Below are 12,421 nucleotides of genomic sequence, written 5' to 3'. Positions count from 1 at the left end.
CTTGGGTGTGCTTTTTAAGCCCGTGAAGTGGTGTTCGGCCCCTCGCCCAGGTGCGGTTTAAAGCCTCTGACTGCTCTCGAAACTGTCACTGCTTCAGGTCCCTCCAGTGCCCGTGCGAATTTGTTGTTGCATGGCGGAGCGCCGGTCGCCGGCTGTCCTCCGCGAACGGCGCGCAGGGCTCCGAAAAGCCCCATTCGCATCTCTCCGTTCTCAACATCCCGAGAGTTCTCCCACGGTGCGTGCCATTCCGCCATTTCGGAGTCTGGACGGTCCATCGTGAGCTTTAAGCTAGGTCACGGACCCCCCTGGTCAACCGCCTCGAAATGGAGTGGACTGGCAAGCCAGTCCAGATAAGGCACCGCGTCGCCCGGCACGGCGTAGGCGAGATAACCGAGACCGGTCGAGAGCAATACACCCGCATTCGCAGCCAGGATTGTTTCAAGAAGCGATCTCATCACGCGCGCAAAGAAAGGCAAACAAGGTGACACCGTTCAACAGAAAAGCTGTCAAATTCGATTGATCCGCGGCGTCGGATAACGAAAGCCGCAAATGAGGTCAGTTGCCTCCGTACATGACCTTCGGCAGCCATATGACGATCGAGGGGAACACGATGCACAGTCCCACTCCGATAGCCTGCAGGCACAAGAAGGGGACCGCGGATCGGAAGATTGTCGCCATCGATATCTCCGGCGGCGCGACACTCTTCAGATAAAACAGCGAATAGCCGAACGGTGGGCTCAGGAACGCCATCTGCATGTTGACCATGAAAATGACGCCATACCAAAGCGGCACATCTTCAGGAGCTACGCCGGCTAATCCGAAAGTGCCGCCGAATTGAAGCGTTTTTAGAATGGGCAGGAAGATCGGTACGGTCAGGAGGAGGATGCCCACCCAGTCCAGAAACATGCCGAGGACGAACAGGATGATCATCATCAGGACAAGAATGCCGTAAGGCGCCAAGCCTGTTCCGAGTATGGATTCGGCGACGAAGTTCTGCCCGCCCTTCAGGATGAAGAAGCCGACGAACATTGTGGCGCCGAAGAATATCCACATGACCATCGCTGTTGCCTTGAGCGTCGCGACCCCGGCTTCCCGGATCGTGTCCCAGGTGAGGCGCCGATGCGCGGCACAGACGATGAAGGCGCCGAACGTGCCAATGCCTGCAGCTTCGACCGGCGTGGCAATGCCCATGAAGATGACTCCGAGCACAAGCAGGATCAGCAGTATCGGCATGAACGTGCGGCGCAAAAGCTTGAGTTTTGCGACGAATGCGATGCGTTCGTTCGGCGACAGCGCCGGGCCGAGCTTGGGGTTGATGTAACAGCGCGCCGTTACGTACGCGACGTACATCCCGGACAGCAGCAGCCCGGGAAACACCGACCCGATCAAAAGCTCGCCCAGCGACTGTTGCGCCACGACGGCATAGACGATCGCCATGACGGAAGGGGGTATGAGAATGCCAAGGGTCCCGCCTGCAAGAAGCGAGCCGCACGCGAGCTTGGCGTCATAATTGCGGCGCAACATGGCGGGCAGCGCGATCATCCCCATCGTGACTTCCGTCGCCCCGACCACGCCGACCATCGCGGCCAGCAGCGTGCAGGAGACCACCGTGGCCGAGGCGAGTCCCCCCTTCAGCCCGCCCAGCCATTTGTAGACGACGTCGAACAATTCCTCGATGATGCCCGCCTTCTCGAGAATCGCGGCCATGAAGATGAAAAGCGGCACCGCCGAGAGCTGATAATCCGTCATGAACGGGAAGACCCGAGACGGCAGCATGTTCAGCATGGCCGAATTGCCAAACAGAAAGAGGAAAAGCACGGCAAGGCTGCCGGTGCAAAAGGCCATCGGCAATCCGAGCAGCAAAAGCACGCCCAGACCCCCGAACATCAATATGCTGAGCCACAGGATCGGAAGCTCGAGACCCATCGGTCAGCCAATCCTTCCGAATGCAGTGGCGATGTCCCGCATCAGCCGGGACAGACCCTGAAGCAACAGGAGCGCCGCCCCGATGGGGATCGCGAGCTTTACCGGCCAGTATTGAATGCCCCATTCGGTGAACGAGCGTTCGCCAACCGCCATGGCATCACTCGCAAATCGCCACCCTGTGACCAGCATGGTGCCGGTGAACAGGAAGAAGAAGGCCGAGGTGATGATGTCGCAGATAGCCCGACCGCGTTCGGAGAGATGGCTGTAGACGATATCTACCCTGACATGGGTTTCGTCGCGATAGGCATAGGCTCCTGCCAGCATGTACTGGATGCCAAACATGAGAAACATGCTCTCATGCACCCAGTTCGTCGGCGAATTGAAGACGTAACGGGCCACGACCTCGTAATAGTAGGCCATGACCGCGAGGACTGACCAGTAGGCGACCAACTCGCCCGTCACCTTGACCAGCCGGTCGACGGGCCGGAAGACAGCGAGCGGAGCTTTGACCGGCGTGGCGGGCACGTCGGCCACCAGCGGATGGGTGTCGGTTGGGGCCGGTTGAACCTCGCGTTCGCGAGCGCGGCGAACCAGGCCCGGCATCAGAAAGACGTCGCCCACGAGAACGAGGCCGAGCAGAAGTCCGGCAATTCGAGCAAGGGTGTTCGAGCGGGCGAGTCCAGCAATGGCAGCAGCGTCATTGCCGTGAGCCGTCACCGCATCCGCCTCGGCCTTCGCAAGGCGACCGGCGGCACCGCTCTTGCCGGATGTGACATCGGCCCTTGTTTGCGTCAGGACCCTTTCGGCATGCTCCGCTTGGGATCGAGCCAGCGACAATGCTTCGCGCCCATCCCGCACCTGGGCACTGGTCCAGAGCACAGCGACGAAGAACGGGATGAACAAGAACCCCCAGCGGCTCTTCAGGTAGAAACGGTGCATGCCGAGAAAACCGGCAGTGACCAGCAAGAAATAGGCGAGGAACAGGTTGGCTCGGCCGGCATCGCGTCGAGCCCGCTCGCGATAGACAAAGAAGACCGCGGCAAGCGGAAAAAGCACAAGGCTCGACCAGTAGAGCCAGTGCGGCAGCACAAATGTAAGTGAGGGCATCGGCGACTGCCTCTTGAAGGAGAGTGCGCCCGCCCGGACAGGACGGGCGCGGAGAGCCTCAGAGGTTGATCGACAATCCCTGATACATGTCCGGCGTGACGTAGCCGACGGTCGGGTTCTCCATCACCTCAAGCTGCAGCTTGAAGATGCGCGCCGCGTCCTTGTCCTTGTTGGCCCACTCGAACCAGATCGGCACCGCGATTTCCTGGAACTTTTGGAGATCTTCTGCGCCAAGCCGGTTGATTTCGATGCCCGCGTCGGTGAATTTGTGCCAAGCCTCCATGTCGGCCTTCTGGATCGCGCCGAAATGGGTGTTCGAATAGACCTGGATCTCGTCTTCCACGAACTTCTTGAGATTGTCCGGGAGTTGGTTCCAGACGTTCATGTTGACGGCGAAATCCATCAGGTCGACGGGCTGATACACCGACATCAGCCCAGGCGGCCCCATGGAAATGTATTTGGTCACTTGCTGGAAGCCGAGCGCCCAGTTTACCGCCGGGCCCGTGTAGTCGGCCGCATCGATCGTGCCTTTTTCCAGCGCGGAGAACACCTCGCCGCCCGGCAGCAGCGTGGTCTTGGCGCCGGCTTTCGCGAATGTCTCGGCGATCATGCCGCCCGGTACGCGCAGCTTCAGATCCCTGAAATCCTCGATCGAGCGGATCGGTGTCTTTGAGTGGATGATGTTCGGGCCGTGATGAATGCGGTTGACGTAGTAAAGACCTTGTTTGGCATAAAGGTCGCGCGCAGCCTGCAGGCCACCTTTCGAATAGAAGAAGATGTCCCATTCGTGCGGATAACGTAGCCCCATCGTGTACGAGGATAGGAACGCTGCAGCGGGAAGCTTGCCGGCCCAGTAAAGCGAAAACGAGTTCATCGCCTCCAGGACGCCGTTCTTCACCCCGTCGAGGAGCTCGAAATCACCAACGATGTCCTTTGCTTTGAACGGCTGAAATTCGAGTTGGCCGCCGGTCTTTTCCTTGATGGTCCCGCACCATTTCTGGAAAGTTTCAAGTCCGACACCCGCCGGCCACGAGGTTTGGATTTTCCAGGTGATCGTGTCAGCGGCCCCGGCCCTTCGAACCCAGGGAACGGTAACAGCCGTCGCCGTTAGCCCAGCGACAAGTCCACTCGTCTTCAGAAATCTTCGTCTTGATTGGGAACGCGATTCTCCGTCCATTGCCTTCCTCCCTGTTCGGCGAGCGGACAAATGATAGGCCCGCCGCCGGTCTCAAAATCGTAAAATCAATGACACAAGGGATGCCCGTTTCTTGTGGGACCAGAGCTGCCCCTTGTCCGCAATCGTTTTTCGCCAAATTGCCAACGCCACAACCGAGCGAAAGGAACTGGCGCAGCTTGCAAATAACATAGCGCGGCGCGACCATTTTCAACCGCCGCGCGCCCCGCCCAAGTATGCTTGTGCGCTATCAATAAATCTACCTATGAATGGGTTATCGCCTAGGCAATACAGCGTCGTCCGGCTCATCCGACGCCGATGTGATCTCCGTCCTTGCTGCTCTGGCTGGAAAAACGATGGCCGAGTGACTGCACTCTATGGTCCTGGTCTGCATCGAAGCGGCATGCCGCCAGCGGTGCTGATGGCAAGGCAATGCAAGGATTTGGAGCGCTGACTGCAATCCGTCTTTTCGCCCAACGAACTTCCAAATTCCGGTCGCGCGGCCGTTGCTGACCGTGCCAGCCACGAAGCATCCGCGACATTTGACATACTAATCTTCAGAAAAAGTACGACGGAAAACTCGCTAACCCATTGAAAACGTGGTGATCCCGGCAGGAATCGAACCTGCGACCTACAGATTAGGAATCTGCCGCTCTATCCTACTGAGCTACGGGACCACGCGGCCCGACACATAAACGCTTCGGGCCGGTTCGCCAAGAGGCGTTGCTGGCGTGCCGGGCAGCACTTTGCTCCGTGACGCCGGCCGTGCGGGCGGCGAGGCGAATCTCGCCGCCGCGCAGTGGAGGCGCTCAGGCGGCCAGCGCCGTCTCCGCCAGCCGCACCCAGTAGCTCATGCCATGCGGGATGACCTCGTCGTTGAAGTCGTACGCCGGATGATGGAGGCCGGCCGAGTCGCCGTTGCCGATGAAGATGAAGGCGCCGGGGCGCGCTTCCAGCATGTAGGAAAAATCCTCGCCGCCCATCACCGGCTGGATGGCGCGGTGGACGTGGGCGTCGCCGGCGACGTCGGCGGCGATATCGCTGGCGAAGACCGTCTCTTCGGCATGGTTGAAGGTGACGGGATAGTTGGCGTCGTAATCGACCTCGATCGTTGCGCCAAAGGCCGACGCAAGGCCGGCGCAGATGGCGCGGATGCGCTCTTCCGCCTTCCTCGCCACTTCCTTCTTCAGCGTGCGCACCGTACCGGCGATCTCGGCTTGTTCCGGAATGACGTTATAGGCATCGCCGGCGTGGAATTTGGTCACCGACACCACCACGGCCTCGACCGGATCGGTGCTGCGCGAGGCAATGGTCTGCAAAGCGCCCACCAGCTGGCTGGTGATGACGATCGGGTCGATGGTGCCGTGCGGCATCGCCGCATGGCCGCCATGCCCCTTGACGGTTATGGTGAATTCAGCGGTCGCCGCCATGATCGGGCCGGGCTTGATGGCGAACTCGCCGACGGGAAGGCCGGGCATGTTGTGCATGCCGAACACCTTCGAGATGCCGAAGCGCTCCATCATGCCGTCCTTGACCATTTCGTTGCCGCCGCCGCCGCCTTCCTCGGCCGGCTGGAAGATCACCGCCACGGAACCGGCGAAATTGCGCGTCTCGGCGAGATATTTGGCGGCGCCGAGCAGCATGGCGGTGTGGCCGTCATGGCCGCAGGCATGCATCTTGCCGGCGACCGTCGACGCATAGGGCTTGCCGGTGATCTCGTTGATCGGCAACGCGTCCATGTCGGCGCGCAGCCCGATGGTCGGGCCCTCGCCCTTGCGGCCGCGGATGATGCCGACGACGCCGGTCTTGCCGAGCCCCGTCACAACCTCGTCGCAGCCGAAGGCCTCCAGCTTGTCGACGACGAAGGCGGCGGTCTGGAACACGTCGAAGTTCAGTTCCGGCGTCTGGTGCAGATGGCGTCGCCAGCCGGCGACTTCTTCCTGCATTTCCGCGGCACGGTTGAGAATTGGCATAATCGGTCCATTTCTTTGTTGGGGCAGGCGGTTCAGGTCGGTTGCCCGGCAATTGTGATTGTGTGGCGCTTTGCCATTTTGGCGTCACATAGGCTAAATAGCACCGCATAATGCGGCACGGCGTCGAGGGACGGTCCGCACCATGCTGGCCATCGCGTAACGAAATCTTACGGAGCCAGCGGCAATTACGGCAAGAGGCGATTTCGGAATTGATCATGCGGCAAAGGCATTTCCTCAACCTATTGCTTGCGGGCGCGCTGGCGCTACCGGTGCTTTCGGGTGCGGCGCGCGCCAATCCGGTGGTGCTTTTCGACCTGAAGAGCGGCAAGGTGCTCGAGCATCAGGACGCCTTCAAGCGCTGGTATCCGGCCTCGCTCAGCAAGCTGATGACGGCCTATGTCACGTTCCGGGCGATCGCGGCCGGCGAGGTGGCGCTCGATTCGCCGATCAAGGTGACGAAACATTCCGCCGGCGAGCCGCCGAGCAAGATGGGCTTCAAGCCGGGCTCGGTGATGCGGCTCGACAATGCGCTGAAGATGATGCTGGTCAAATCGGCCAACGACATCGCCATGGCCGTCGGTGAGAATATCGGCGGATCGCAGGCCGCCTTCGCCGACCGCATGAACGCCGAGGCCGCCAGGCTCGGCATGGTCGGAACGCATTTCGTCAATCCGAACGGACTCTATTCGCCGGACCAGTACACGACCGCGCGCGACCTCGCTGTCCTGGTGACGGCGCTCCGCAACGACTTCCCGCAATATGCGCCGTGGTTCTCCATCGAGGGACTTGCCGTCGGCAAGAAGGCGCTCCCGAACTACAATCTGCTCATCGGCCGCTACCCGGGCGCCGACGGCATGAAGACAGGCTTCGTCTGCTCGTCGGGCTTCAACATGATCGGCTCGGCGACGCGCGACGGCCGCACGCTGGTCGCCGTGGTGCTTGGCGAAAAATCCGCCATCAGCCGCGCTGAAGCCGCGGCGAAGCTGCTCGACCAGGGTTTTGACACTCCGGCGGCCGGCTCGACGACGCTCGCGGCGCTCAAGCCCTATGGCGACACGCTGTCGCCCAACGACATGAATGACGAGATCTGCAAGAAGAAGACGAAAGAAGAGCAATCCGAGGCAGCGCCCACCGTGGATGCCAAGGACAAGCCGAAATCGCCTTATCAGGTGAAGCTCGACCACCCGACGCTGATCGCGGTCGGCCTCGGCGGCGCGACCGGACCGGCGCCGAAGGCCTTCGTCGACCAGACCGATCAGAACTATGCCGATGTGCCGCTGCCGAGCTGGCGGCCCGACAAGCCGCTGCCAGCCGGCGCCGCGCCCGCCGCCACCGCTTCCGCGGCGGCGCAGGGAGATCAGCCGGCCAAGGCCGCGAACTAGCGATGAGCGGCGGCTTTCCCATTCCCGTCTCGGTGCTCACCGGTTTTCTCGGCGCCGGCAAGACGACGCTGCTCAACCGGCTGCTCAAGCATCCGCAGCTCGCCGACACGGCCGTCATCATCAACGAGTTCGGCGAAGTGGCGATCGACCATCTGCTGGTCGAGCAGGCTTCGGACGGCATCATCCAGCTTTCCGACGGCTGCCTCTGCTGCACGGTGCGCGGCGACCTCGTCGACACGCTGGCCGACCTCGTCGACCGGCTGCAGACCGGCCGCATCGCCAGGCTGGCGCGCGTCGTCGTCGAGACCACAGGGCTTGCCGATCCCGCGCCGGTGCTGCAGTCGATCATGGCGCATCCGGCGCTGGTGCAGGCTTTCCGGCTCGACGGCGTCATCACGCTGGTCGACGCCGTCAACGGCGAGGCCGCGCTCGATGGCCATGTCGAGGCGGTGAAGCAGGCGGCGGTCGCCGACCGCATCGTGCTGACCAAGACCGACCTCGCCGAGGGCAGCGATGTCGAGGCCCTGAGGGCCCGACTTCACCAGATAAACCCGGGCGCCCTGCTGCTCGACGTCAACGATCCGGGCACGGGCGCCGCGTCTCTGTTCAATTGCGGCCTCTACAACCCGGAGACCAAGAGCGCCGACGTGCGGCGCTGGCTCGGCGAAGAGGCCGCGCATGATCATCACCACCATGATGACCATGATCACAGCCACCATCATCACGACCACCGCCACGACAGCCGCGTGCGCTCCCACGCACTCGTCCATGACGGCCCGGTGCCGTTCTCGGCGATCGAGATGTTCCTCGATCTTCTGCGCTCCACGCATGGCGAGAAGCTGCTGCGCATGAAGGGTGTCATCGAGTTGATGGAGGATCCGTCGCGGCCGCTGGTCATCCACGGCGTGCAGAAGATCCTGCATCCGCCGGCGAGGCTGCCGGCCTGGCCGGACGGGCAGCGCGGCACCCGCCTGGTGCTGGTCACGCTCGACATGCCGCAAGACTACATCCAGCGGCTGTTCGCCGCCTTTACCAACAAGCCATCGATCGACACGCCGGACCGGACGGCGCTCGAGGCCAATCCGCTGGCGATCGCCGGACTGTAAGCCGAAAAGCAGTTAGGTTGAGGTCGCGCCGCCGCGCTCGACCAGGAAACGATGGCCGCCGTCGACCGCGGCCGTCTCGACCAGCTGGTGGCCGGCATCGGCGCAGAAGGCCGGAATGTCGATCACGGCCAGCGGGTCGGTGGTTTCGAGCCACAGACGGCTGCCGGGCCGCATCGCCGCCAGGCGTTTTCGCGCCTTGAGAACCGGCAATGGGCAGTTCAATCCCTTGAGGTCGTAAGTGGCTGGCCTGGGCAAGGCAAAAATCTCAGCCGCCGAACATGCCGAGCAGCTTCTTCTTCAGCTTCGACACCGTGCCCTCGTCGGCGCTTGCCGCCTGGGTCTCGATCGCCGGTTGGGCGGGCGCTGCCTCGACGCCCGCAGTGACCACCGGCTGCTGGGCCGCCTGCTTGGCGGCTTCCTTCTCGGCCAGCGCCTGCGCCTTGGCCTGTTCCTTGGCGGCCCTGGCGGCCTCGATCGCCGCCAGCCGCTGCTCCTCGGCCTTGCGCTTGGCCTCCTTCTCCGCATCGATCGCCGCCATCTTGCGGCCGAGCGGGGAATCGATGCGGCCCATGCGCGTCGTCTCCGTCACCGAACCGTCGGAATTCATCGAAGGCGGATCGATCGGAACGCGTTCGCCGCGGGCGCGGCGCTTCGACCAGTCGGAAACGATGCTGGCTTCCTTGATGCCGGCGATGGTCGGCTTCGGTGCCGGGGTGCTCGACTTCACGGCCGAGTTGAAGGCCGCGTCGTAGCCCTTCTCATAGTTGGCGTAGGCCGTCTTCAACGAGTCCGGCTGGGTGCTTGCCGGGCAGGGGCCGGTCGGATCGAAGGTCGTGCCTTCGGGCGCCACCTGGTTGAAGACGTAGCGCTTTTCGCAGACGTCGACCTTCGGCGGCACCTTGGTGATCTCGAAATTGTCGTAGCCGACCTTCAGCATCTTCCAGAACTCGTAGTTCGGGTCGTTGCGGTAGCGCGCCATGTTGGCGGCGGTCATGCGGAACGGGAAGGCCTGGATCTGGAACTCGGTCTGGCCGCCCTGGAAGGCGTCGCGGCCGAAGGCATAGATCTGCTCGATCTGCGCGTCGGTCATCGAATAGCAGCCGGAGGACGAACAGGCGCCGTGCACCATCAGATTGGCGCCGGTGCGGCCGTTGGCGCGGTCATAGGCGTTGGGAAAGCCGATGTTGAAGGACAGATGGTAGTTCGAGCGCGGATTCATCTGCGACGGACGCACCGTGTAGAAGCCTTCCGGCGCCTGGCGGTCGCCCTCGGTGTATTTAGGGCCGAGCTTGCCCGACCATTTGCAGATGTCATAACTGGCGACGAGATCGTAGCGGCCGTTGGTCTTGGCCTTCCAGATCTCCAGCTTGCCTTCTTCCTTGAAGATGCGCGCCATCACCGAGGAGGTACGCACCATGCCCTTGGCCCTCATGTCGGCCAAGATCTTGTCCGGCAGCGGCTTGTTGGCCTCCGGCGCGAAATCCTTCATCGACGAATCGTTGCAGCCGGCGACGCCTATCGCGGCGATCAGGACTCCGGTGCGGGCAAGCTTGGCAAACATCGGTGCGGCTACGTCTTTCTTTCGGGCCAACGGCTTCGGCATGGCCGGGCCCGCAGGCTGAACACCAATGGACCGTAAGCCCGTTAACCTTGAAAATTCCTTACCGCAAGCCTCGGCCAACCCCTCACGGCGATTTCCATTGAACCGAATCCGGCGGCATTTTTGTGGCGGAATTGTGCGTTCCCGCCACAGTTTACCACGAAGAGCCTGATTAAAGGCTGCGTCCCATCGCCAGATATTTCTCGCGGCGCTGCTCGCGGAAATCGGTGTTGGCGCCGGCAAAGTCCTTCATCGTCTTGGCGATGAGATCGCCGGTGGCGGCTATCACCGTTTCCGGCGCGCGCTGGGCGCCGCCCATCGGCTCGGGAACGATGGCGTCGATGATCTTCATCTCGAGCAGGTCCTGGGCGGTGATCTTCATGTTGGTGGCCGCGTCCTTGGATCGGGTGGTGTCGCGCCACAGGATCGAGGCCGCGCCCTCCGGCGAAATGACCGAATAGATGGCATGCTCCAGCATGTAGACGCGGTTGGCGGTGGCAATCGCAATGGCGCCGCCCGAGCCGCCTTCGCCGATGACGACCGAGATCGACGGCACTTTCAGCGCCAGGCAGGCCGAGGTCGAGCGCGCGATGGCCTCAGCCTGGCCGCGTTCCTCGGCGCCGACGCCGGGATAGGCGCCTGCGGTGTCGACCAGCGTCAAAAGCGGGATCTTGAAGCGGTCGGCAAGCTCCATCAGGCGCACCGCCTTGCGGTAGCCTTCAGGCCGCACCGAGCCGAAATTATGCTTGATGCGGCTTGCCGTGTCCGAGCCCTTCTCCTGGCCGATCACCGCCACCGGCTCGCCGCGGAAGCGGGCGAAGCCGCCGACGATCGCCTGGTCGTCGCCGAAATTGCGGTCGCCGGCCAAAGGCGTGAAATCGCTGAACAGGCCCTTGATGTAGTCGACGCAATGCGGCCGGTCGGGATGGCGCGCGACCTGCACCTTCTGCCAGGGGGTGAGCGCCTTATAGAGGTCGCGCAGCGCATCGCGCGAACGCTTCTCCAGCCGGTTGATCTCGTCGGCGACATCGACCGCCTCGCCGTTTTCGGCAAGCTTCTTCAGCTCGAGGATCTTGAGCTCCAGATCCTGCACCGGCTTTTCGAAATCGAGGTAATTGTACATGCTTGGGCGGACCGATCCGTCGGAAGGCAATGGCAGGCGGAACCTTAGAAATGCTGGCTCCGGGCGGTGGAACGTCGCCCTCACATAGCGATATGAGACCTAGTCGGCAAGCGGATGATGATCGTTGACCAGCCGCACCAGCCGCTCCTCCAGCACATGGGTGTAGATCTGTGTGGTGGAGATGTCGGCGTGGCCAAGCAGTTGCTGGACGGCTCTCAGATCCGCCCCGTTCTGCAGCAGGTGGCTGGCAAAGGCATGGCGAAGCACATGCGGCGAGATTTTGGCCGAGGCGATGCCGGCCCGAGCCGCCAGCCCCTTGAGATCGCGCGCGAAGACCTGCCGGGAGAGGTGGCCGCTGTCGGAGGCGGCGGGAAACAGGTAGGGACTGTCGGTAAGGGCGGGCCTGGATGCCCGTTCTGAAAGCCATGCCCGCATCGCGGCGCGCGCCTTGGCCGACAGCGGCACCATGCGCTCCTTGTCGCCCTTGCCGCGCACCATGAAGAAACGGTCGTCGCGCTGCGCCACCGTCACCGGCAGGCCGACCAGCTCGGAGACGCGCAGGCCTGTGGCATAAAGCACCTCGACCAACGCGTGCAGGCGCAACGCCGCCAGCCGGTCGCCGTCCGGCGCGGCACCGGCCGCTTCCTCGGCCGCGCGATCGAGCAGGCGGCCGGTCTCGGCTTCGGTCATCGTCTTCGGCAGCGGCCGGCCCTTCCTCGGGCTGTCCAGCGTTCCCGTCGGGTCGTCCCCACGCAGACCTTCGGCGTAGAGGAATTTGAAGAACTGGCGGATCGCCGACAATTTGCGCGCCTGCGAGGTCGGCGCGAAGCCTCTGGCCGCGATGTCGTCGAGATAGGCGCGGATATCGGCCGCTCCCGCTCCCGCCAGCCCGCCGCCGATGGCTTCGGAGGCGTCTTCCAGGTCGCGGCGGTAGGAGGAAAGCGTGTTCTCGGCCGCCCCCCGCTCGGCGCTCATCATCTCCAGGAAGGCTTCGATGCGGGCCGCGCTGTTCATCTGGCCGGATCAGTTC

General features: G+C 62.9%; 11 protein-coding genes and 1 tRNA gene. 2 read left to right on the top strand and 10 right to left on the bottom strand.

The features are described 5' to 3' along the window. Window positions 1-293 precede the first annotated feature (293 nt). The 6 genes from ABID26_RS26710 to ABID26_RS26685 form a co-directional block, all read right to left on the bottom strand. Entirely contained in the window at window positions 294-455 is a 162-nt protein-coding gene (locus tag ABID26_RS26710) for a hypothetical protein (RefSeq protein ID WP_189521434.1), read from the bottom strand. A 100-nt stretch (window positions 456-555) separates the two neighbouring features. Next, a complete protein-coding gene (locus ABID26_RS26705) occupies window positions 556-1,869 on the bottom strand; it encodes a TRAP transporter large permease (protein ID WP_354417038.1) in 1,314 nt (437 codons plus the stop codon). Between the two features lie 60 nt (window positions 1,870-1,929). Continuing rightward, window positions 1,930-3,033 carry a TRAP transporter small permease subunit gene (locus ABID26_RS26700; RefSeq protein ID WP_126097627.1) on the bottom strand — a complete coding sequence of 368 codons (1,104 nt, stop codon included), beginning with the start codon at window positions 3,031-3,033 and terminating at the stop codon, window positions 1,930-1,932. Between the two features lie 58 nt (window positions 3,034-3,091). After that, window positions 3,092-4,210 carry a TRAP transporter substrate-binding protein DctP gene (gene dctP / locus ABID26_RS26695; RefSeq protein WP_292299707.1) on the bottom strand — a complete coding sequence of 373 codons (1,119 nt, stop codon included), beginning with the start codon at window positions 4,208-4,210 and terminating at the stop codon, window positions 3,092-3,094. Window positions 4,211-4,807: 597 nt separating this feature from the next. Continuing rightward, a tRNA-Arg gene (locus ABID26_RS26690) sits at window positions 4,808-4,884 on the bottom strand. Window positions 4,885-5,016: 132 nt separating this feature from the next. Continuing rightward, window positions 5,017-6,180: a M20 aminoacylase family protein gene (locus ABID26_RS26685; RefSeq protein ID WP_292299708.1), complete on the bottom strand. Its 1,164-nt coding sequence runs from the start codon at window positions 6,178-6,180 to the stop codon at window positions 5,017-5,019. Window positions 6,181-6,395: 215 nt separating this feature from the next. Here ABID26_RS26685 and ABID26_RS26680 point away from each other — a divergent pair, with 215 nt between their 5' ends. Next, complete coding sequence (locus tag ABID26_RS26680; RefSeq protein ID WP_126097630.1) at window positions 6,396-7,562, top strand: D-alanyl-D-alanine carboxypeptidase family protein; 1,167 nt, start codon at window positions 6,396-6,398, stop codon at window positions 7,560-7,562. Between the two features lie 2 nt (window positions 7,563-7,564). Next, entirely contained in the window at window positions 7,565-8,668 is a 1,104-nt protein-coding gene (locus ABID26_RS26675) for a CobW family GTP-binding protein (protein ID WP_354417034.1), read from the top strand. Between the two features lie 12 nt (window positions 8,669-8,680). Here the strand turns inward: ABID26_RS26675 and ABID26_RS26670 are convergent, their stop codons facing one another. The 4 genes from ABID26_RS26670 to ABID26_RS26655 form a co-directional block, all read right to left on the bottom strand. Next, window positions 8,681-8,923, bottom strand: a complete 243-nt coding sequence (locus ABID26_RS26670) for a sulfurtransferase TusA family protein (RefSeq protein WP_189521435.1) — start codon at window positions 8,921-8,923, stop codon at window positions 8,681-8,683. 10 nt (window positions 8,924-8,933) lie between these two features. Beyond that, window positions 8,934-10,229 (bottom strand): L,D-transpeptidase family protein, encoded by a 1,296-nt coding sequence (locus ABID26_RS26665; protein ID WP_126097633.1) that lies wholly within the window; start codon window positions 10,227-10,229, stop codon window positions 8,934-8,936. Window positions 10,230-10,440: 211 nt separating this feature from the next. Further along, entirely contained in the window at window positions 10,441-11,391 is a 951-nt protein-coding gene (locus ABID26_RS26660) for an acetyl-CoA carboxylase carboxyltransferase subunit alpha (RefSeq protein ID WP_059187997.1), read from the bottom strand. Between the two features lie 99 nt (window positions 11,392-11,490). Further along, window positions 11,491-12,405, bottom strand: coding sequence for a site-specific tyrosine recombinase XerD (locus ABID26_RS26655; protein ID WP_292304849.1), 915 nt, complete (start codon window positions 12,403-12,405; stop codon window positions 11,491-11,493). Window positions 12,406-12,421 lie beyond the last annotated feature (16 nt).

The sequence above is a fragment of the Mesorhizobium shonense genome (assembly GCF_040545255.1).
Classification (GTDB): domain Bacteria; phylum Pseudomonadota; class Alphaproteobacteria; order Rhizobiales; family Rhizobiaceae; genus Mesorhizobium; species Mesorhizobium shonense.
This window is presented reverse-complemented; position numbering and strand designations above follow the sequence as displayed.